This window comes from Metabacillus litoralis (assembly GCF_007994985.1).
Classification (GTDB): Bacteria; Bacillota; Bacilli; order Bacillales; family Bacillaceae; genus Metabacillus; species Metabacillus litoralis.
The window spans coordinates 185,518-206,646 of record NZ_VOQF01000004.1 but is presented as its reverse complement, the minus strand read 5'-3'; the positions used below and the strand labels follow the sequence as shown (position 1 = coordinate 206,646).

21 protein-coding genes and 1 riboswitch are annotated in these 21,129 nt (G+C 33.3%); of the genes, 16 read left to right on the top strand and 5 right to left on the bottom strand.

Annotation, left to right across the window (positions count from 1 at the left end; all coding sequences use genetic code 11):
• Window positions 1-23: 23 nt before the first annotated feature.
• The 11 genes from FS935_RS08325 to FS935_RS08275 all read left to right on the top strand — a co-directional run bounded on the left by FS935_RS08325 (window position 24) and on the right by FS935_RS08275 (window position 12,641).
• Window positions 24-1,853 carry an IucA/IucC family protein gene (locus tag FS935_RS08325; protein ID WP_146947438.1) on the top strand — a complete coding sequence of 610 codons (1,830 nt, stop codon included), beginning with the start codon at window positions 24-26 and terminating at the stop codon, window positions 1,851-1,853.
• Window positions 1,825-3,579 carry an IucA/IucC family protein gene (locus tag FS935_RS08320; RefSeq protein WP_146947436.1) on the top strand — a complete coding sequence of 585 codons (1,755 nt, stop codon included), beginning with the start codon at window positions 1,825-1,827 and terminating at the stop codon, window positions 3,577-3,579. The genes FS935_RS08325 and FS935_RS08320 overlap by 29 nt, the downstream gene beginning before the upstream one ends.
• Before the next feature lie 2 nt (window positions 3,580-3,581).
• Window positions 3,582-4,814 carry an AMP-binding protein gene (locus FS935_RS08315; protein ID WP_146947434.1) on the top strand — a complete coding sequence of 411 codons (1,233 nt, stop codon included), beginning with the start codon at window positions 3,582-3,584 and terminating at the stop codon, window positions 4,812-4,814.
• Window positions 4,811-5,089: a petrobactin biosynthesis protein AsbD gene (gene asbD, locus FS935_RS08310; protein WP_146947432.1), complete on the top strand. Its 279-nt coding sequence runs from the start codon at window positions 4,811-4,813 to the stop codon at window positions 5,087-5,089. Before FS935_RS08315 ends, asbD begins: the two co-directional genes overlap by 4 nt.
• Complete coding sequence (locus FS935_RS08305; RefSeq protein ID WP_146947430.1) at window positions 5,082-6,059, top strand: DUF6005 family protein; 978 nt, start codon at window positions 5,082-5,084, stop codon at window positions 6,057-6,059. Before asbD ends, FS935_RS08305 begins: the two co-directional genes overlap by 8 nt.
• Entirely contained in the window at window positions 6,059-6,892 is an 834-nt protein-coding gene (locus tag FS935_RS08300) for a sugar phosphate isomerase/epimerase family protein (RefSeq protein ID WP_146947428.1), read from the top strand. Before FS935_RS08305 ends, FS935_RS08300 begins: the two co-directional genes overlap by 1 nt.
• A 494-nt stretch (window positions 6,893-7,386) precedes the next feature.
• Window positions 7,387-9,111 (top strand): adenine deaminase, encoded by a 1,725-nt coding sequence (ade, locus tag FS935_RS08295; protein ID WP_439116629.1) that lies wholly within the window; start codon window positions 7,387-7,389, stop codon window positions 9,109-9,111.
• A gap of 312 nt (window positions 9,112-9,423) precedes the next feature.
• Complete coding sequence (locus FS935_RS08290; RefSeq protein WP_146947425.1) at window positions 9,424-9,930, top strand: DUF2243 domain-containing protein; 507 nt, start codon at window positions 9,424-9,426, stop codon at window positions 9,928-9,930.
• Entirely contained in the window at window positions 9,920-10,690 is a 771-nt protein-coding gene (locus tag FS935_RS08285; RefSeq protein ID WP_146947423.1) for a cytochrome c oxidase assembly protein, read from the top strand. The genes FS935_RS08290 and FS935_RS08285 overlap by 11 nt, the downstream gene beginning before the upstream one ends.
• Before the next feature lie 129 nt (window positions 10,691-10,819).
• The gene (locus FS935_RS08280) at window positions 10,820-11,338 is read left to right on the top strand and encodes a sigma-70 family RNA polymerase sigma factor (RefSeq protein WP_240050855.1); all 519 of its coding nucleotides are present in this window, start codon (window positions 10,820-10,822) and stop codon (window positions 11,336-11,338) included.
• Entirely contained in the window at window positions 11,331-12,641 is a 1,311-nt protein-coding gene (locus tag FS935_RS08275; protein WP_146947421.1) for a DUF4179 domain-containing protein, read from the top strand. The genes FS935_RS08280 and FS935_RS08275 overlap by 8 nt, the downstream gene beginning before the upstream one ends.
• A gap of 43 nt (window positions 12,642-12,684) precedes the next feature.
• Here FS935_RS08275 and FS935_RS08270 read toward each other — a convergent pair whose 3' ends face one another.
• Window positions 12,685-13,236, bottom strand: coding sequence for a DUF3231 family protein (locus FS935_RS08270; protein ID WP_146947419.1), 552 nt, complete (start codon window positions 13,234-13,236; stop codon window positions 12,685-12,687).
• A gap of 399 nt (window positions 13,237-13,635) precedes the next feature.
• Window positions 13,636-13,890, bottom strand: a complete 255-nt coding sequence (locus FS935_RS08265) for an alpha/beta-type small acid-soluble spore protein (RefSeq protein ID WP_146947417.1) — start codon at window positions 13,888-13,890, stop codon at window positions 13,636-13,638.
• Between the two features lie 239 nt (window positions 13,891-14,129).
• Between FS935_RS08265 and FS935_RS08260 the strand changes: the two genes are divergently transcribed.
• Both FS935_RS08260 and FS935_RS08255 read left to right on the top strand, forming a co-directional pair.
• Window positions 14,130-14,339 carry a hypothetical protein gene (locus tag FS935_RS08260; RefSeq protein ID WP_146947415.1) on the top strand — a complete coding sequence of 70 codons (210 nt, stop codon included), beginning with the start codon at window positions 14,130-14,132 and terminating at the stop codon, window positions 14,337-14,339.
• Between the two features lie 62 nt (window positions 14,340-14,401).
• The gene (locus FS935_RS08255; RefSeq protein WP_146947413.1) at window positions 14,402-15,607 is read left to right on the top strand and encodes an alanyl-tRNA editing protein; all 1,206 of its coding nucleotides are present in this window, start codon (window positions 14,402-14,404) and stop codon (window positions 15,605-15,607) included.
• Between the two features lie 317 nt (window positions 15,608-15,924).
• On the opposite strand, the gene FS935_RS08245 is transcribed toward FS935_RS08255, so the two are convergent.
• From FS935_RS08245 to FS935_RS08235, 3 genes are all read right to left on the bottom strand, one after another.
• Window positions 15,925-16,407, bottom strand: coding sequence for a hypothetical protein (locus FS935_RS08245; RefSeq protein WP_146947411.1), 483 nt, complete (start codon window positions 16,405-16,407; stop codon window positions 15,925-15,927).
• Between the two features lie 93 nt (window positions 16,408-16,500).
• A complete protein-coding gene (locus tag FS935_RS08240) occupies window positions 16,501-17,412 on the bottom strand; it encodes a VanW family protein (RefSeq protein WP_146947409.1) in 912 nt (303 codons plus the stop codon).
• 25 nt (window positions 17,413-17,437) lie between these two features.
• Window positions 17,438-18,268, bottom strand: coding sequence for a hypothetical protein (locus FS935_RS08235; RefSeq protein WP_146947407.1), 831 nt, complete (start codon window positions 18,266-18,268; stop codon window positions 17,438-17,440).
• Window positions 18,269-18,410: 142 nt separating this feature from the next.
• Between FS935_RS08235 and FS935_RS08230 the strand changes: the two genes are divergently transcribed.
• The 3 genes from FS935_RS08230 to FS935_RS08220 all read left to right on the top strand — a co-directional run bounded on the left by FS935_RS08230 (window position 18,411) and on the right by FS935_RS08220 (window position 20,869).
• On the top strand, window positions 18,411-18,938 hold the full coding sequence (locus FS935_RS08230) for a CBO0543 family protein (RefSeq protein WP_146947405.1): 528 nt from the start codon (window positions 18,411-18,413) through the stop codon (window positions 18,936-18,938).
• A 160-nt stretch (window positions 18,939-19,098) separates the two neighbouring features.
• The gene (locus tag FS935_RS08225) at window positions 19,099-19,728 is read left to right on the top strand and encodes an NUDIX hydrolase (protein ID WP_146947403.1); all 630 of its coding nucleotides are present in this window, start codon (window positions 19,099-19,101) and stop codon (window positions 19,726-19,728) included.
• A 172-nt stretch (window positions 19,729-19,900) separates the two neighbouring features.
• A complete protein-coding gene (locus FS935_RS08220) occupies window positions 19,901-20,869 on the top strand; it encodes a bile acid:sodium symporter family protein (protein WP_146947401.1) in 969 nt (322 codons plus the stop codon).
• A 97-nt stretch (window positions 20,870-20,966) separates the two neighbouring features.
• A riboswitch (TPP riboswitch) is annotated at window positions 20,967-21,070 on the top strand.
• The last annotated feature ends 59 nt before the right edge of the window (window positions 21,071-21,129 follow it).

Genomic DNA, 21,129 nt, shown 5'->3' with positions numbered 1-21,129 from the left:
AGACATGGTGAAAGGGTGGGGAAATGAATCAGTCAGCCAAACTTATAGCAAAAAATGCAACGTTTCAGGCTTTTGTTAATAGTTATATTCGAGAAATAGATTGTGCTGTGACTTGGATTGAAAGAGAGGAGTGGCTGAAGAATCATCGCACTTCAGTGACTCTTGAAGGAGAATATTTGATCGTAATTGAGTTGCCTCTGCAAAATATCAGCTATGTGATTGAGGTTGAATACAAATCAATAATAGGAAGGCAAGTATTAAAGCTCCCACTTAAATATTGTCCAATTAGCAACCAATGGATTAAGGAAGATCGAGTAACCGTTATGATTTCTTGCATACAAGAATTACATTTAATAGTGAGGGATAAAGATTGTCCTGATATTGTTGTTTCTCATTATGACGAACTGATAGTACGTCTGATTGAAAGTTATCATATGATGACAACTTATATTGAACATGAAATGAAGAAAGAAAGTCTAAATGCAGAGAATTGTTCTTTTATTGGAACAGAGCAATCACTGTTATTTGGTCATTGGCTTCATCCTACACCAAAGAGTAGACAAGGTATGGCTAGTTGGCAGCATCATAGCTATGCACCAGAGCTAAATGGAATGTTTCAACTTCACTATTTCCAAGTAGCAAGTAATTTTGTAAGTGAGTCATCTATTCTTAATCTTAGTGCAAGTGAATTGATTATTCAGTCTTTGCAAGAGGTTGATCCACAACTACGAATTGAAAAAGGTAGTTGCATCATACCCATGCATCCTCTTCAGTCACAATGGTTATTACAACAAGATCATGTTAAAGAGGCAATTGATGATAAAACGATCACATATCTAGGTGCGAGGGGCCCTCATTATACAGCAACTTCTTCTCTACGGACTGTTTATAACGAGGAATTGAATTTTATGTACAAATTTTCAATACCTGTAAAAGTGACGAATTCTTTGCGAATGAATAAAATAAGTGAGCTAAAAGCAGGGGTAATCATGGCTAGATTATTAAGGAATATACCATTTCTAGACCAGTATCCATTATTTAAGATTATAGAAGACCCTGCTTATATTACAGTAGATTTTCCCGATCATAAGGAATCAGGCTTTGAGGTAATTATTCGGTCGAACTTATTCACTAGTGGTAAAAATCAAGGAATTAGTTCAATTGCATCCATTGTACAAGATCCTTTGTCAAATCAGAATTCGCGCCTAGCTAACTTAATTTTCAAAATAGCTCTCTTTGAATCGAGGTCAATCGAACTTGTGTCACTCGATTGGTTTGAAAAGTATTGGAACTGTGCTATTGATCCTCTGATTAGACTTTACGATGAATATGGTATAGCACTTGAAGCACATCAGCAAAATAGTATTTTAGATATATCAACGAGTTATCCAGAAGGGTACTATTACCGAGATAACCAAGGGTATTATTTATCTAAATCATATGAAAAAGAACTTCGTTTCATAGAACCTGCTCTCTCATCTACTCCAGAGCTGTTTTATCATAACTCAATTATCGAAGATCGATTCACATATTATTTATTTATGAATCAACTATTTTCGGTTATCTATCGATTTGGAGCGGATCAGCTAATAGAGGAAGAGAAGTTGATAAGAATTGTGGTTAGCAAATTGAGAAAGCTAGAAACTGAATTAAGAGGAATAGGAAAAGAATTTATCAATAACATCCTGAGTAAAGAAAAACTTGCGTACAAGGCAAATTTATTAACTAGATTTCATGATGTTGATGAATTATCAGCAGACCTTGAGCAAGCGATTTATACAAAGGTATCAAACCCCTTTTTACTTTATAAAAAGGAGGAAGAATATGATCAAGCAATTTCCCTTACCCACTAACAAATCTTTTACACGAGTAAGAAAACAATTAGTTGAAGCATTAATCTTTGAGGGGCTGATTCACTATAAGATAGTTGAGAATTTAGATGGAGTTGATTCTTTATTCTATCTATACGGAAGAAAATATACATTTATTTGTAAAGGTAGAATAACTGCATTTGAACGCATTCGCTTAGACGACAGCATTTATTTGAAGCTTAATGATCAACATATAATAGAAGCTCCTATTCAAAAGCTATTAGAAGACTTGGACATTGATTTGAAATCTAAGCAGACGATCTTAAGTGAATTATTGCAAACGGTTAAATTTTGTGAATGGAATGAGGCCAATCTTTTGCACACTTCTTCAAGAAGAGAATCATGTTATGAAGAATTAGAGTCTGAAATTATTGAAGGACATCCATATCATCCTTGCTATAAATCTCGAACAGGATTTTCTATAGCAGATCACCAAAGGTATGGACCTGAGGCAAAACAATCCTTTCCATTAAAATGGACAGCCATTCGAAGAGAACATATGCATATCTCTCTTTTGGAAAAGGAAGAGGATTTTTGGAGAAGAGAGCTTGGACAATTTCTCTTCGAAAGATTGGTAGGGGAGCTTAAGTTACAGGGAGGAACCTTGCAAGAATATGTTTTTCTTCCAATTCATCCTTGGCAATTTAAGTCAATACAACATTTGTTACAAGAAGGAATTCAATCAAGAGAAATTATACTATTAGGAGTTGAAGGAGATCTCTACAGAGCAACACAATCTGTTCGTACTTTATGGAATATAACACATCCAGAAAGGGCCTATATTAAGTTATCTATGAATATGGTTAACACATCTTCTTTGAGAACACTAGATTCACATTCTATTTGTGCAGCTCCAATTATTTCTGCTTGGCTGGAAAGCATGATTGAATCAGATTCCTATTTAAAATATGAGGCTTCCTTAGTTGTTCTTAAAGAATATGCAGGAATTACTTATGAGCCAGAGAATAACATGTTTAATTTGTCTGGTCAGCTTGGTGCCATTTGGAGAGAAAGTATAAATACTTATATAGAGGAAGATGAAAAAGCAGTTCCTTTTACTGCTTTACTGATGATAGAAAGAGATGGAGATCCATTTATTGATCCTTGGCTTAAAAAATATGGAGTAGAGACTTGGATACAACGATTATTTGAGGTGAGTGTAGTTCCGGTTTGGCATCTCTTAATAGCACATGGTATTGCTGTAGAAGCTCATGCCCAAAATTTAATTTTACTTCATAAAAATGGATGGCCTTCAAGAATCGTTTTAAGAGATTTTCATGAAAGTGTAGAGTTTACAAAAGATTATCTTGCTAAGGAAAATCATTGTCCTGACTTTGAAATGATACATAGAAAATTTAAAGGTGCGCCTGTCAATCTATATTATTGGATGTCTTCTGTAGAGGATCTAAGAGAGTTAATCATGGATACGTTATTCGTTTTTCATTTAAGTGACTTATCTTATTTACTAGAAAAGCTTTATGGATATAAAGAAGATGAATTTTGGCAGCATGTAGAATCAATGATTACAGCACACTTAAATAGATTTCCTGAATTAAGAAATCGACATAAACAAGTAAAGCATGCAAGTGATCAAATAAATGTTGAATCCCTATTAACTAAAAAGCTATTTAAGAAAAATGAAAGTGAAGCTTTTCGTCATTCTGTTCGAAATATATTTGCAGAATCCAGACACACAAAGGAGAAATAGTTATGTTTTATGTGGATGATCAATACTATTCAGCTCAGGATTTAGAGCAGCAATTTAAAATATATGAAAAAATAAAACCAATTAATGAGTGTGAAAATCTTAGAATTGCTATTTGTTTCTCAAATGCTTTCCAAATGATTTCTTTATGCTTATTTGTTCGTCAGAAGGGCGGCTCTGTTTTTCCGATCCATTCACAAACTCCAAGGGATGGAGCTATTAGAATGGCTAAACAAACTTCTAGTCATATGTTGTTCTTTGGAACAATAGACACCATGATTGAACTTTCAAACGATAAAAGTGTGCAAGAGGGTTTCCTTATTCAAATGAGCTCTGGAACCACAGGAGCACCTAAGTGTATTGAACGAACTTGGTTATCTGTTGAAGAAGAGGTAGAAAGCTATACTGCGTCTTTACCTGTTGATGCTTCTTCAAAGTCAATCGTTGCTTGCCCAATCACACATTCCTATGGATTAATAAGTGGGTTTTTAGCTTGTTTAAAAAGGGGAGCAGAACCAGTTATTCTAACAAATTTGAATCCAAAATACATCATAAGAAAACTTGGAGAATTTCCGAAACATATTTTTTATGCAGCTCCAGCATTACTTTATACCTTAAGTAGATTAATGAAAAATGAACAGCTTTTTAATTATGTTATGACTTCAGGAACTGTTATGCCTTCTTCGTGGCTTGCTGTATTAAGAGGTGTCTCACAAAAGGTGCTTCAACAGTACGGATGCTCTGAAACAGGTTGTGTGACAATTCACCAAAATTTAGTTCACTCTCAAGAAATGGGATACCCACTTCAACATTTGAGGATAAACGCCGGTGATGAAAATATGCCGAGTGAAATCATTATTCACACAAAGACAAAGTCAATTTATACAAAGGATCTTGGATTTATCCAAAATGGAGTTCTTTTCTTTCTGTCGAGAATGGATGACACCATTAATGTGGCTGGATTAAACGTGTATCCTCATGAAGTAGAGAATGTATTAATGAACGAACCTAGAATAAAGGAAGCAGTCGTATATAAGAAATACAATAAATTAACTGGAGAACGTGTATGTGTTCAATTTGTTTCTAAGGAAGAAATTAAAGAAGTAGAATTAAGGGAATGGTGTAAAAAATATCTTGCTCCACACCAAATACCGATGGAATTTAACCATGTTTCAACTATTGAAAAGCTAGCAAACGGAAAAATTAGTAGAAAGAAGTTAGCGGAGTTACTAATATGAGTAGAGCTGAAATAATGAATATCATTTATAACATTCTAAAAAACCAAATAGAGCTGTCTACAATTACTTCATTTCACGAAGACGCTAGATTAAATGAAGACCTATATATGGACTCAGTAATGATTCTTGAACTTATATTATATTTAGAGCTGAATCTTGGAATTGATGTACCTGATGAAGCGCTAATCCCAACAGATTTTAGTACGATAGGGAAATTAGCGGATTTTATAGAGCGTCAGCAGAAGCAGCCTTTGGCGGAGGGATTAAATGATTAAAGTGCATTGTTTTGTTAGTTGTGTTTGTGAAGTGATAAAGAAAAAACAAGGTGTCGATCATAGACCTTACTACTTTGGGGTATGGGATGCTGACTTTGATATTCAAGAAGGGATATTAACTTATCATTCAAACGATATTGATCATGATTTTTTTCAATTATGGTATGAATTGCTATATGGAATTAAGCTTAATAAATGGTATGACGAAAATAAATCAAAACAAGAAAACATAGATATAATGCTTGAATTAATAGAAAAGAAATCACAAAATGATCATGTGATGGTTATGCTTGATTTGTCTATGCTTCCAGAAAGGGAAAATAAGTTTAATCAAAAGCCATTTCCTCATTACGTTATGATTGAAAAGACAGCAAATGATGATGAATGGTTTATGTTTGATCCTGATTTTCGCTGGGAGGGTAGATTGCCAAAGGAAAAAATTCTCCATGCAATACTAGATCCTTCAGTCAAAGGTGGCTACATGTTCAATTCAGAATCCTTGATTCCACCGAATTCAAAGACAATTGAGGCATATTTTAACACCTGTATAAAGCATACCTGTAATCCTATTATAAATGCTGTTTCAGAAATAATTAAACTCTATACAGCTGGAGAAAAGAGAGATCATATTTCAGAGCTAACTTTAGCCTTGAAACAATTACCTGTATTAGCAATTAGGAAATATGCCTATGAACATGCCTTTGCTTATTTGTTTGAGTGTCTGGGAGAAAATGATAAGGAATTTGAATATTGGTGTGATGAAATTGAACGTTTAGTAAAGGGCTTTACAACAATCCAATACCGTGCAATGAAGCTTGCAATCACTAAAGATCTATCCCTGCTACAAGAGATAGAGTCAAAGTTAGCTGAACAAAACATATTGGAATTTAAAATAAAGAAAGGATTACAGCACTATTTTGATAAATGGGTTCGTAATCAATACATAAAGGAAGAGAAGGTGTTTATATAATGAATCTCTCCATTTGTACGATTTCGTTTAGACATTACCTCCATTCAATTGATCAGATTGCATATTGGGCACAAACTCACCAGTTTCAAGGAATTGAGCTTTGGGGAATTCATGCAAAAAATCTCGCAGCACAACCCAATTATAATAAAGAATGGCTGAGTGCCTTCGACTTAGAAATAAGTATGCTAAGTGACTATTTACCGCTAGATGCATCGGTTTCTGATTTAATGTCTGAAACAATAAAAGTCTCTGCCCTTGCTAAACACTGGGGAACAAATAAAATACGGACATTTGCTGGAAAACAAGGAAGTAAACATACAAGTGACTGTGAAAAGAAAGACATAGTAGATAAACTTCGTGTGATCTGTGATTATCTGTATTCACAAGGACAGTATTTAGTTGTTGAAACACATCCGAATACACTAACGGATCAGCTTTCTTCTACATTAGAATTACTTGAACACACAAACCATCCTGCACTTCGAATAAATTTTGATGTGTTGCATATATGGGAATCAGGAATACAACCAATAAAAGCGATAAAAGAACTACAACCATTTGTTTCACACTTTCATTTAAAAAATATATCATCAGAAAAGTATCTTAATGTTTTTGCACCTGATAATGTGTATGCAGCATCAGGCTCTAGAAAAGGAATGGTATCCTTGTTTGATGGAGTTGTAAATTATCAAGAATTTTTAACAGAAGTGATGCCAATGTTTAATGATGTTCATGCTTCGTTAGAATGGTTTGGACCTAACGTCATGGATGTTTTATCACAAGATTGTAAAGAAGTTAGAAAGGTATTTGAATTAAATCAGGTAAGAAGTTGATTTAAGTAAAGTGATAATGGTCGTCGAACCTAAGTATTTAGCTAAAAACCCGAAATTTTAGGCGATATTTCAATTAATTTAGCCTAATAGTTCGGGTTTTTATGTGATGTCTTCAATAGATTTTTAATTTAATATACTATTTTTAAGAACTAGTGGAATGGAGCGAAAGACACTAGGGCACCTACGGGAATAGAGGAGGCTTAGCTTCCTCCACGGCGAACGCGAGTGTCTGCAGGGAAATGGAACGAACCTATTTTTCCAGCTGTTCTGATTACTATAAAACCGTTATTATAAATAACGAATTTTGTGAGTCTGATAAGCTAACAATTTGATTGACATACATATCAGTAGTGGATAAAATGTTGAACAAAATACTTTACGGTCAATCTTATATTTATGACGGATTTTTTAGCAATCAATCAAATTGATTTGTCTATTAGTAGTGAGGGTAATTCTATAGTCACATAGCACAATATAGTATCAAAGGAGAGGTTATATTGAATAATATTGAAAAAATTGAGAATTATATAGCAGCTGCAGGAAAGCACACTACTACCGATATTGTTATTAAAAATGGGAAAATTGTTGATGTATTTAACGGTGAGATTATAGAGCAAGATGTAGCGGTTCACCAAGGAATGATTGTAGGTATTGGCGATTATGAGGGAAATGTGATCATTGATGCTAAAGGTCAATATATTTGTCCAGGATTTATTGATGCCCATGTTCATATTGAATCCTCTCTTGTATCACCTACACAATTTGCACAGGTAGTACTTCCTCATGGTGTCACAACCATTGTTACTGATCCTCATGAAATTGCAAATGTATCTGGGGCGAAGGGGATTCAGTATATGATCGATAATTCTGAAGGAATTCCTCTTGATGTATTTTTCATGCTACCTTCTAGTGTTCCAGCCACTTCATTTGAAAACAACGGAGCAACTCTTATTGCTGATGATCTCCGTCCTTTCTTAAAAGATACTCGTGTACTTGGTTTAGCAGAAGTGATGGATTTTCCGGCTGTGAAAAACTGTGATCATCATATGCTAGAGAAGCTAAAATTAACTTCACAAATTGATGGGCATGGAGCTGGGCTTGATCAGGATGGTTTAAATATTTACCGAGCGGCAGGTATTCAAACAGATCATGAAGCAACAACTGTAAAAGAAGCAAAAGAACGACTTCAGCGTGGTATGTATCTTCTTATTAGAGAAGGATCTGTTGCAAAGGATTTAAAAGCATTACTCCCTGTAGTAAAGCCACATAATATGTCTCGTTGTATGTTTTGTACAGATGACAAGCATTTAGATGATTTAATAAAAGAAGGCAGTATTGATCATAATGTTCGATTAGCTATTAAAGAAGGAGTGGACCCTATCTCAGCTATAACAATGGCCTCACTAAATCCAGCAATCTGTTATGGAATGAAAACAAAAGGTGCTATTGCGCCTGGTTTTGAAGCAGATTTCTTTTTTGCAGAAAGCTTAGAAGAACTAATGATTACTTCTGTCTATAAAGCTGGCAAACTTGTTGGTCAAACTGGAGAATATGTAGGAGAGATTTTAGGTTATGGCAGTTCGTCAATTGGATTGAACGAAACTGTTCGTATAGGTGAAGTGAAGAAAGAAGATTTATTTATCCCTCTAAAGTCAAACAAGGTGAATGTCATTGGGGTAATTCCAAATAGTTTAGTAACTAAAAAGTTAGAGGTTACTTTAGAAGAGACCACAGCTGAATTTTCCGCTTTAATTGAAAAAGATTTACTTAAAATGGCCGTGTTTGAACGACATCATTATACAGGTAATATTGGTTTAGGTATTGTCAAAGGTTTGCAATTGAAAAATGGAGCGATTGCAACAACAATTGCTCATGACTCTCATAATCTAGTTGTGGCAGGAACAAATGATGAGGATATGATAATGGCCGTTCATGCATTAAGAGATATGCAAGGAGGATTAGTATATGTAGTAGAAGGAGAAATTAAGGCTGCCCTCACTCTTTCTATAGCAGGCCTGTTTTCTGACCGAGATTATACTAAAGTCAATGAAGAACTCATTGCTTTCAAACATGCACTTAAAGAAAATGGCTTTGATCCTGGATTTAATCCGTTTTTAACGTTATCCTTTTTAACTTTACCGGTCATACCAGAAGTTAAGCTTACAGATAAAGGGTTGTTTGATATGAGTGTTTTTAAACATATTTCAGTAGAGATCTAGGTTAGGTTAAAATACGATATAGAATCTATAAAAAGGTTGGGATAATACCATATAAGCTAATGATAAACCCGAATTATTAGGTGATTGTACAATTGATCTTTTGCCTAATAATTCTGGTCTTTTTGTGTTGTCTCAAATTTTTTTTTTTGAGAACTATTTATTAAGAACTGGTGGAAAGAGAGTGTCTGCACCGCAATGAACGACTTGTTTATCCAGCTTATAGCAGAAAGTAAATATTTGTTATCTCTTGTTATATTTGGGCAAAATAGGTGCTAGGTTCAAAAGATGATTATGGAGGTTACTAAATAACGCATGGATAAAGAAATTAGTCAGTTTTCTCATTCAAAACGTCATACCTACCTAGGTCGAAATCTATTATCAGGCTTGTTTTTTGGTCTAGGTTTGGCTGCATTTATCGATGAAACAGTTTTTCATCAACTTCTTCATTGGCATCATTTTTATGATAAATCGACAACAACAATTGGACTTGTTTCAGATGGGCTATTTCATGCATTTAGCTGGTTTGCGACAATAGCTAGTTTATTTATCTTAGCCGATCTTCGACATAAACAGTTCTTCTGGCTAAAGAGGTGGTGGGGTGGAGTGTTTTTAGGTAGCGGAGGTTTTCAATTATATGATGGCATCATTCAACATAAAATAATGAGAATCCATCAAATTCGTTATGTTGAAAATATATTTCTATACGATTTGATATGGAACATCACAGCTGTAATTTTGATTTTAATCGGCATCTTTTTCATTTATAGTACAAAAAAGGAATTCCATAGATTTAAAGGAGAAGTCCTGGATGTACAGTGAAACTGTTATTAAGGCGATTTTGATAATAATGACTGTTCTATCCATATTATTGTATGTTTATGCAACGATAATCTCAAATCGTAAATTCAGAAAATGGCCAACTTATCGAACTGTTTTTTGGATACTAGGTGTCTTATTTGTTGTTTCATCCTTTATAGGTCCAATTGCAGATCGTGCACATCATGATTTTGTAGCGCATATGATTGGGCATTTGCTATTAGGTATGCTTGCTCCATTTCTTTTGGTAGTGGCTGCGCCGATGACACTTTTATTACGAACACTTAAGGTACAATATGCACGAAGATTATCATCAATATTAAAGAGTAGGTGGATTAAATTTTTTTCAGACCCAATCATTGCATCAATTTTAAATGTAGGGGGCTTATGGATTCTTTATACAACTGAGTTATATTCGAGTTTGCACGAAAATATAATTTTACATACCTTTGTTCATATTCATGTGTTCCTAGCTGGATACTTGTTTACTGCTTCAATCATTTATATTGATCCAACACCACATAAAAGGAGTATCGGTTATCGTTTTGTTACTTTAGTTCTTGCTTTAGCATGTCATGGGATTTTATCAAAATATATTTATGCTTATCCTCCATATGGAGTTTCGACTAATCATGCTGAAGTAGGGGGACTTTTGATGTACTATGGTGGTGATATTATTGATGGTTTACTTATTTTTACGCTATGCTTACAATGGTATAAATCCCAACAACCAAGAGCGATTCATGCTATAAAAATCAATTAGGTTAAAAAAGAGCTACTTCATTGTTGCTCTTTTTTATATGTTCTTTAACATACAAAAATATTTTCATAAAACTTTTTTCACTCTAAACTGTCTAATATATAGAAGAAGCACCTGGAGGGAGGAGCAGCAGTGGAGGTTAATAAGGTCAAAATGGCGATTAATGGAGATGATGAAGCTTTTTTAGCAATCATCCATGCTCATAAAGTAGATTTATATAAAACCGCATTATCTTATTTAAGAAATCAAGATGAAGCAATTGAGGCTATTCAAGAGGTAACTTATCGTGCATATCGAAGCATACATGACTTACGCGAACCTACTTATTTTAAAACGTGGTTAATTCGTATCATGATTAATTATTGCAATGACTTACTTAAAAAGAATAATCGACTTATTTTTGATGAAAGAATCCTTTTACAGCTAGGAAAAACTGAGGACTACAACTACATTGAAATTGAAGACGCTATGTCAATGCTAGATGATGATCAAAGACAACTGTTACATTTGAAATATTTTCAAGATATCAAAATAAAAGAAATCGCTGCAATATGGAATTGTCCAGAAGGAACGGTGAAAACGAGATTATATAAAGCTCTAGGGTCACTTAGGTATATCCTGGAAGAGAAAGGAGAGAAGAAAAATGTTTGATAAGGAAGAATCGAAATTAACAGAATGGAAAGAGCAGTATGATTCTATTAACATACCATTAGAAAAGATAAATAAAGCGATAGATGCAGGATATAAAAAAGGCACAATACCAATTAAAAAGAAAAGGAAAACCTGGATATGGCCAAGTATTGCTGCTGCTATTCTCATAATAGGTTTTTTAACAACAATTCGAGTATCTCCCACTTTTGCAGAATACCTTTCAACAGTTCCTGGAATGGAGAAAATTGTTGAACTTATCAGTAATAATAAAGGTTTGCTTGCAGCAATAGATAATGAATATGCACAAGAAATAGGGGTATCTCAAGAGAAAAATGGTATGAACGTTACAATTGATTCTCTTATAAAAGATGATACAGGGATGGTCATTTTTTATTCAGTTAAAGCAAATGAAGAGCTGCAAAATTTTCAAATTGAAAATGTAGAACTACAAACAAAGGAAGGTACTAAAATAAATTATGACTCCCTTTCTTTTGGAAATCCAGCAGATGACAAAGCAAAAACATATACAGATGTTTTAGAATATTATTTCTCAAAGCCTTTAAAGGATCAAGAGCTACAACTGACAATTAAGGTGAAAAATGATAGCAAAATCACGAGTTTTACACTACCAATTACTGTTAAGAAACAAGAAAATAAATCCAAAGTGTTTGACCTAAATAAAACAGTAAATATAGAAGATCAGAAAATAAAGGTGAAAAAAGTAAAAGTAGATCCACTTCGTATAGCTGTTCACTTGGAGATGGATCCTAATAATTCAAAGCAGATTCTAGAGTTTCAAGATATTAGACTTGTTGATCAGCATGGTGAAGCATGGTCAAAAATTTCAAATGGCATTACTTCATCTAAGATTAGTGCTAATGAGCAAATTGTGTATCTGCAAAGTAATTATTTTAAAACTCCTGAGGAATTGTATTTGGTATTTAATAAAATTCAAGCAGTAGAAAAGGGAGACACTGCCGTTATTGTTGATACTGAAAAACAAAAAATAATTCAGCAGCCGAAAGGAAATAAACTTTCAAATTTACAAGTGGAAGGACAAGATATAAGGTTTAATCTAGAAACAAAAAAGGAATTTAATTATTTTATTTTTTCCTCAATTAAAGACAGTACAGGTAGAGAGATAGAAAGTGATAGTGGATTTTCATATGGTTTTGATATTGATAGGTATACTCAAGAAATTGGCGTGACATTAGCTAACAATAATTATTCCAATCCTATTGAATTAGAATTGTCGTTTTACCCTAGCTGGATTGAAGGAGAAGTTAAAATGAAGTTGGAATAAAAAATAGGAAGAGAAAAGGTTATAAAGCCTTCTCTTCCTATTTTTATTGCTGTTTTGGCATTCCAGGAGGATAGTAGTAAGGTGGTACTTTAATCCACCCTCTTTTTCTCATAGCGTCCTTTAATGAAGTACCGAATTTCATTTTTTCTAGCATACATTGAGTGAATAATGCACCAACATCGTTGCGAATGCATTGTGAAGTTGATATCGCGCAATGAGAAACAGCAGCAGCTGTTTTAATACTCAACCCATTAACGATTTCTTCATCAGTTAGTTTTACCCCTAATGGAACGCTATTCGGATCAGAGTTTGGTCTTTGCTCACTTGTAGGTGGCAAATGTATTCCTTCAGTTTTCATAAATTGCTTAAATCGCTCTCCTTGTACATCACACTGCTTTAAGCTTTGAGTTAATAGCCCTTTTACTTCATCATCATTTGTTGAGTTGAGACCCATTTGGATGTAAATTGTAGCTTCGTCCATTAAAGCTAAGTACATCCAACAACTCATTACTTCTCCTACATGAAGAGGGTTTTTAGGTTCATCATCTAAGCTAATTTGTAAGAAGTCCTTCACAGATTCAAAAATAGATGTCACTGTTTTTGCCTCCTAACGATTTTTTAATAAATGGCTCTGTTAAACTTTGTTGTTGATTTCCGTTACAGGCATTCGCTTTCCCAGGAAAAAGTACCTTTTTTCCTTGGGAAGAATAGGGACAATTCTTCCTAGGTCCGGGAGCCTCCTCATAAGCTGCGCGCCTGTGGGGTCTCCCTTTAACACGCTTCTCTAAGCAGGAGTCTCATATATTCACTCCAATCAACAATATGCTATAAATCAACATTAACTCTTAACATAGCCTAATAAATATATATGTATCATGTTGAAAACGGCCTTTTAATGTCACCTTTGATTTGTTTATAATTAACTAAAATGTGCAAAGTTATCCTATAAATTATATTAATTTTTGAAGACTTTGTAGAGTGTGGATTAAATTCTTTATTTACTATTGTTCAATTGTTGCTCTGCCATTTTTATCATTTCTCTCACCATATTTCCCCCAAGCTTGCCGCCAATTCTACCCGCATCTTTCGATAATAAACTTCCATTATTTTTTTCATTTAAAGGTATTCCTAATTCTTTGGCTACTTCATATTTTGCTTTCTCAGGAGTTGGTGCATTTGCCAATTGTGCTTTTAATTGATCAACACTTTTTTTTGCCTCTGGGTAAAGAATGTTCCTGTTTTTACTCATAGATGTCTCCTTAATTTTTATATTTGATCTTTATTTCTGAATATATATCTTTTATCTTTTGTTTGTTTTCCTAATTTCATGTAAACAATAAGTTTGTAGCTGTTTATTATTATTTTGGTTTACGAAAATTATTTTTAAACTAAATTATAAATCCAGTATGTATTTTCTGATGGTCATATAAATTTGCAAAAAAAGCACAAGTGAAAAAGGAGGATAAAGATGGAGCATTGTCATGCTTTTTGAAAAGTAAACGATGGACTGATACAGATTATGATGCAAGGTATATTAATGTAGAGCATCCATATGCAATTCTACTATCTGAACAAGAGGGTCAAGTTACACTTAGAGGAAATGCCGGAAGTGATAATGGACAAAATGGAGAAGAAATCTATACATTCACATCAGTTCAAGAGTTACAGGAATGGTTTGAAAACAATATTGGAGAATAATGACGAAAATCTCCACAATATGCTATAGTTGGATATAAAAATCAACCAAAGTGAGTGGAATTATGACAGTTAAATTATTTTATAAAGACGTGTATTTAACATCCTTTGAGACGACAATTATTAAAAAAGATTATGATGAGTTCCACAGGCCTTATGTTTTATTAAATGAAACGGCTTTTTATCCAACCGGTGGTGGTCAGCCTCATGATACAGGTGAAATTAATAATATCAATGTTTTGGATGTAGTAGAGGTAGACGGAGAACTTCGCCACTATGTTGATTCCTTACCACTCGATGAGAATAAAGCTCTTTGCTGCATAAACTGGGAACGGCGTTTTGATCATATGCAACAGCATGCTGGTCAGCATATTTTATCAGCGGCTTTTGAGAATACCTATGGTTATAAAACGATCAGCTTTCATTTAGGAAAAGATGTTTGTACGATTGATTTAGGAATATCTGCTATAAATGAAATTGAGCTTAATCAAATAGAAGCAGAATGTAATTCCATCATACGCGGAAATAAACCTATAATAACGAAATGGATAACAGAGAAAGAATTATCTGAATATACCCTTAGAAAAGAACTATCAGTAAGAGATCATATACGTCTTGTGATCATCCCAGATTTTGACTACAACGGCTGTGGTGGTACTCATCCAAATTCAACAGGTGAAGTTAGTTCTTTGAAAATAGTAAGCTGGGAAAAACATAAAAGTCACATCCGTATTCAATTTGTATGCGGAAATCGTGTTCTTGGTTTGTTGCATGATAAAAATAAAGTGATTATGGAATTAACAAATAAATTAAATGCACCTCAAGAAAGAATGATTGAAGCAGCAGATCGTCTACTTGAAAACAATAAAGAACTTCATAGTAAAATTGAGGAGCTAACAAGTCAGCTTATTCAGTATGAAGCAAAAAGTTTGAGTGAAAAAGGACAACTTATAAATGGGGTAAAACTCATTTCCACTATCTATAATCATAGATCGATAAAAGAGCTACAAAATTTAGCTAGAGAAGTTGTAGCAAAGGGAAATGATCAAATTGTTATTTTGATAAGTGATAATCATGATAAATTACAGCTTGTGATTGCTAGAAGTGAAGAAGTTAATGTGAATTTACAGCTATTATTAAATGAAGTGCTACCCGCTATTAATGGTAAAGGTGGGGGAAAACCATCGTTTGTTCAGGGTGGTGGAGAAGAATTAATAACATCTGCTGAGTTATTACAACAGATTCATGAATGTTATAACAAACAAAAATGATTTTGGAAAAATCTCCTATTGCATTCACCTATATATTTTAGTATTATAACTATACAAGCTGCGCTGTACGCATTTTTTATAAAGTTTTAACCTTTAAGCTGAAATAGGGAGTTTTACATTGAGGTCGGAATACCAAGCCTTCATTATGTAGAGGAAGGTATGAAAGCTTCTGCGAACACCCACTTGTAGGAGTGGTGGTTTAAAACTCTATAATTTATGATGCGGCAATCGCGGCTCTTATAACAATTATTAATCCGGCTCTCAAATGAGAGCCGGATTTTTCATGTATCTTTATAAGCTTTTTAAGATATATATTTTTATGAGGTTTCATTTACTGCTAAATATTTGGCTGGTATATACCCTTGCTCTCCTGATGAGAGGATTTCTACTTTAGCTTGTCTAATTCCCATATCAACAACTTCAACCTCTGTATTTTCGTCAACAATGATTACATCACCATTTTCAGTCATCTCATTAATTCTTTCATAGTTTGATTGCTCAATTAACCCATATAATTCATCATAATCTTCTTCATTAAATGGGAATAATAAAGGTGTATTAATGACAGCAGTATCACCTTCAGTAACAATAGATGGATCAACATCATTAATTTCTTCTTCTATTTCGTTGTTTAAATCATTAATAAGATTGGTAATTTCCTCTTCACTATTATTTAGAGATTGCTCAACTTCTTGTTCAACGTCTTCTGCCTCATTTTCAATTTCATTTGTAGCTTCTTCAACCTGATTACACCCAACCAGTATTCCTACTGAGAAAATTGTTATAAGTAGTTGTTTCATCATAAATTCCTCCTTTACTAATGATGTATCACAAATAAAGGGGGATTAAACATGGCTAAATGCAAAATGTGGTCAAGATCCCACCATAAAGATTTAATAATCAATAACTTCAAGTGGGAGCTTTTTGGGTGCATCAGGGATAGTTTTTTTATTGGTTTCAATTGCTTCTGATGAGAAAATATTGATGATCAGCTGTCCTCCAAAGACTTTAGACCTGATGAGTAACGGCTGATTATGTTGATTCTTAAATGTGAAGTCTGGGCCGTACCAGCTTACAGTTGCATCACGATTTGGTGGTACATAAGGTACCTTTCTGCTATGTGAATAACGTTCAATTATTTTAACACCTGCACGATCAACCGCATTAAAAAGTGTGGAGGAAACCTGGCATATACCGCCTCCAACTCCCTCTGATAACTCACCTCTTACTATAATAGGAGCAGGTAAATACCCTTTTTCAATCGTTCGATTACCTACAACAGAATTAAAAGAGAAAACCTCTCCAGGAAAAACAACATGGTTATTAATTGCTTCAGATGCTAAATGTATATTTTGAGAGCGCTGTTTGTTTCTATTATTGAAGAAGGTTATATAATGGCTAATTTGTTTCACTTTAATACTTGAAAGTAATTCGCTATCAACACGGGGATATATGGTTTGAACTGGAACATCAAGAGTTGAAAAACCTTTACTATAAAAATATTTATAAAATTGTTTAGTGAATTTTACTTCATCCAGTTTAAATCCTTTTTCTTCACTAATTAATTGATTTTGATCATTTATGAAAGCATCAACAGGTGCTTTATAGACTGCTGTGTCGATGTATTCAGTTAAATCCTCTAGCTTTCGTTCGTCAATAAGGTTCAAGATAGGATGGAGAACTAAATCACTCCGGCTTACAGATTTAATTTCATTTTCTTTATAGGAAATCGAAATATTTCCGGATATGTCTACAGGTTGTATAAATTGAAATGCGAGAATCATCGAGAGTAATATTTGCATCATTTTCTCCTCTTTGTTTTTGGGACTATTATTTATTTTCATTTATCAGTTGTATCAAAGGATCTATATTCACTTTCCAAGAGGATATTGGTGAGGTTCTTATCATTGTGAAATTTGTTTTTACTTTAATAGATCCAATGTTCTTTAAATATACTTTAAGTTCAACTGGGATAGTCGTAAGTAAATCATCAGAATAGATAGGGTGATCTATTGACCAACGCAATGCTTCTATATCATTGATAACTTGAAGTTCACGTTCAAGATCTTTATTACTTAATGCTATTTCTTTTGCTAAATTTTTATCATTGTTTTTGATTGTAACTAAAAGTACATTTAACGCTTGTTCTGCAGTTAGTGCTTTAATGTACTCTTCATATTTTCCTGCTGCTTTTAAAATCATAATATGGTGTGATATATCATATTTCCCTGAGCGATGTGTAGTACTTTCATTAAAATGAATACAAAAATGACCTGGAAAGCCATTCTTTATCGCTCCTGCACCATGAGGCATTCCATGCATAGAAGCGGGAATTAACATATTGTTTGCAACTATTAAAATGGCTCGGCGGTGCCAGCTCCAGCTTCCATCGTAGATTTCTTTCATGACTTTTGTGTCACTTTTAGTCAATGGTTGTACATCTGCATGACCACTACCGGCTCTTCTTTGGACATTAAAGGATTTAGCTGTTTCAATATCAATGACAGTAAAAGTAGAGCTACGAGGAATTATCTCATTAACTTCTGACCACTTTTGTAACGAAATTTCAAAATCAAAGTATTGCTGTGAAGTAGCATGAGAAAGTGCAGTATTATACATAAAAGTGACTAGTGTTACTAAAGTTAGTACAGTAATTTTCATGAATATTGTCATCTCCACTTTTTCATAATCAATTCCAACTTAGATGAATATCTGCCTTAAACTATTTTGTGAAATTTTGGACATTATAATAGGTGTAAAATGATGGAAGTTATTAAATATAAATGAAAATTAGGGTGACAAAATGAATTTTATTTATGGATCTATCTATATATTCGCTGCTTGGAAATGGGGGGATTGGAGAAATTGGAGGGTATACTATCCTACAATTTTGTTTTTTATTATAGGTGATTTATTTTATCATTTTATCTTTTATGATTATTTTCCTTTATGGAAGTTTGAACCTGTTCCTAAGGATAAACAATTGGGCTTAACTGGTGTTCATATTTCATTATTGATTATGTGTATTAAATATCCTTGCACAATTCTGATCTACTTGGGGAATTTTCCAACAGGTAGGCTTTCTAAACAGTTCATTTATATAGCTATGTGGGTTATGATATATGCAACTAATGAATTTATTACACATGCCTTAGGTGGTATTAAGCACTATAATGGATGGAACGAATGGTGGTCGTTCTCGTTCAATATTGTTATGTTTTCAATATTGGCAATACACCATTTTAGACCAGTTATCTCGTGGGTTCTGTCAATTTTTTATATTTTAGTTCTTTGGAATATTTTTGATGTACCATCATTGGTCTTTCGGTAAAGCTGTTTTCGTAAGCTGTGTATTTTTTATAGAACTGTATATAGCTTACATTTTTTCTTGGATTACTAGCTTTTCGATTGTAAAATGTTTCCGCTGCATAATTATTTTTAATTCATAAGATGAGAGCCTTCGATATTGAATGATGAGGAGTTTGTATAGAATGAGTGAAGAAGTACTGAAAATTTTTGATCAGGAAGGTAATCCAAAAGGTATTGCCACAAGAAAAGAAGTTCATGAAAAGGGACTATGGCATGAAACATTTCATTGTTGGTTAATCAGTCTCCATAAAGGAGAGGTTTATTTGTATTTCCAATTAAGATGTGAGCAAAAAAAGGATTATCCTAACCTGCTTGATATAACAGCTGCTGGTCATTTACTAGCAAATGAAACTGTTGAAGATGGTGTAAGAGAATTGAAGGAGGAGATAGGAGTTGATCTTTCTTTAAATGATCTAATATCTTTGGGAATCATCAAAGAACAATTAAATGATGAAGTGCTGTTAGATAATGAGTTATGTCATGTTTTTTTATATGAAATACCGCATTCATTCGATTCGTTTTTCTTACAAAAGGAAGAGGTTTCTGGAATATTTAGAGCAAAGTTACAGCACTTTTATAGTCTGTGGAATGATCATCAACTAGAAATGAAAAGTGAAGGTTTTATAGAGAATGAAGAACGAGAAAAAATGTTTGTTAACAAAATGATTACTAAACAAAACTTCGTACCACATGAAAAAAATTATATAGAAAACATTGTGAGAAGCATTCAAAATGTGGTTGATCAAAAGTAGGGAAGTTCATAGCAATTTTACCTTTATGGCTCTGCTTTAAACGATAATTTCATATCACTGCAGCATTCTCTTAGCTATTTGCTTTAAAATATCCTTCTTTTCCTACTGCAATGTATGAAAGATAGAACTATGTAGTATATACATCTAGAATCCAAGATTAGGAGAATGTTTCATGCTTGAAGCTTTTAATGGACTTTTAGAAAAATTAATGCCAGTTTTAACACCAATTAGTGTGATCATAGGTATTGTACTAGCAGATCATCTTTTACCTTTCGCATTTTTAATTCCTTTTATATTTGCTTTTATGACGTTTTCAGGTAGTTTAAGCTCCAGTTTTCAAGCATTAAAAGGAGCAGTACAAAAACCATTGTCTTTTATTTTGATTTTATTATTATTACATCTAATCATGCCTCTAATTGCTTGGTCTGTTGGTCATTTGTTTTTTGTAGATGATTTAACAATAACTGGGCTAGTGTTAGCTACTGTCATTCCTACAGGAATAACTAGTTTTATCTGGGTAAACATTTATAAAGGAAGTATTGCTTTAGCACTTTCTATTATATTAATAGATACAATATTATCACCTTTTCTGGTTCCATCCATTTTATCGTTTCTTGTTGGGAGAAATGTAGAAATTGATGCATATAGTATCATGTATGGTCTATTATTAATGGTTGTTATTCCTTCATTCTTAGGGATGCTTATTCATTATTTTACAAAAGGAAGAAGTGTTCAAGCTTCTAAGAAATTAGCTCCATTTTCCAAATTGGCTTTATCATCAGTTGTTATGATAAACGGTGCAGTTGTTGCGCCTTTTATTAAAAAGGTAAATCTAGAACTATTATTGATTAGTTTGACTGTTTTTGTTTTAGCTTCTATAGGATATCTTTTAGCATGGATGTTTGGCTGTCTGATAAAGAAAGATCGAGAAACAAAAATTGCGATGATGTTCACTGGAGGTATGAGAAATATTAGTGCAGGAGCAGTAATTGCGGTTCAATATTTCCCTCCAGCAGTTGCAGTTCCTGTTGTTATTGGTATGTTGTTTCAACAAATTCTAGCCTCTATTTTTGGTATGTTATTTAAGCGTTTTGACAAAGAACAAATCCATAAAATAAATCATTTATCAACACCTCTTTAGGGGAGTGTATGTGAGCAGTTATTAATTTTGTTTGCTAAAAATAGAATTATATGTTAAAAATAATGTAATCTATCAATCACAAACTAAATATAAATCTTTTCACCACTAGGGGAGCTTTCTTAAGCTGAGAGAGGCATTATGCCTTGACCCTTATTACCTGATCTAGATAATACTAGCGTAGGGAAGAGGTGTTTGACTATATACGTGAAATAACGAATACTCCCGCTATCATCTATTTTTTAAAAAGCGGATTGTTATAA

Bases quoted from the DNA above. Each gene is read 5' to 3' on its own strand.
- FS935_RS08325 (WP_146947438.1), top strand. From the start codon at position 24: ATGAATCAGTCAGCCAAACTTATAGCAAAAAATGCAACGTTTCAGGCT.
- FS935_RS08320 (WP_146947436.1), top strand. From the start codon at position 1,825: ATGATCAAGCAATTTCCCTTACCCACTAACAAATCTTTTACACGAGTA.
- FS935_RS08315 (WP_146947434.1), top strand. From the start codon at position 3,582: ATGTTTTATGTGGATGATCAATACTATTCAGCTCAGGATTTAGAGCAG.
- asbD (WP_146947432.1), top strand. From the start codon at position 4,811: ATGAGTAGAGCTGAAATAATGAATATCATTTATAACATTCTAAAAAAC.
- FS935_RS08305 (WP_146947430.1), top strand. From the start codon at position 5,082: ATGATTAAAGTGCATTGTTTTGTTAGTTGTGTTTGTGAAGTGATAAAG.
- FS935_RS08300 (WP_146947428.1), top strand. From the start codon at position 6,059: ATGAATCTCTCCATTTGTACGATTTCGTTTAGACATTACCTCCATTCA.
- FS935_RS08290 (WP_146947425.1), top strand. From the start codon at position 9,424: ATGGATAAAGAAATTAGTCAGTTTTCTCATTCAAAACGTCATACCTAC.
- FS935_RS08285 (WP_146947423.1), top strand. From the start codon at position 9,920: ATGTACAGTGAAACTGTTATTAAGGCGATTTTGATAATAATGACTGTT.
- FS935_RS08275 (WP_146947421.1), top strand. From the start codon at position 11,331: ATGTTTGATAAGGAAGAATCGAAATTAACAGAATGGAAAGAGCAGTAT.
- FS935_RS08265 (WP_146947417.1), bottom strand. From the start codon at position 13,890: ATGAGTAAAAACAGGAACATTCTTTACCCAGAGGCAAAAAAAAGTGTT.
- FS935_RS08255 (WP_146947413.1), top strand. From the start codon at position 14,402: ATGACAGTTAAATTATTTTATAAAGACGTGTATTTAACATCCTTTGAG.
- FS935_RS08245 (WP_146947411.1), bottom strand. From the start codon at position 16,407: ATGAAACAACTACTTATAACAATTTTCTCAGTAGGAATACTGGTTGGG.
- FS935_RS08240 (WP_146947409.1), bottom strand. From the start codon at position 17,412: ATGATGCAAATATTACTCTCGATGATTCTCGCATTTCAATTTATACAA.
- FS935_RS08235 (WP_146947407.1), bottom strand. From the start codon at position 18,268: ATGAAAATTACTGTACTAACTTTAGTAACACTAGTCACTTTTATGTAT.
- FS935_RS08230 (WP_146947405.1), top strand. From the start codon at position 18,411: ATGAATTTTATTTATGGATCTATCTATATATTCGCTGCTTGGAAATGG.
- FS935_RS08225 (WP_146947403.1), top strand. From the start codon at position 19,099: ATGAGTGAAGAAGTACTGAAAATTTTTGATCAGGAAGGTAATCCAAAA.
- FS935_RS08220 (WP_146947401.1), top strand. From the start codon at position 19,901: ATGCTTGAAGCTTTTAATGGACTTTTAGAAAAATTAATGCCAGTTTTA.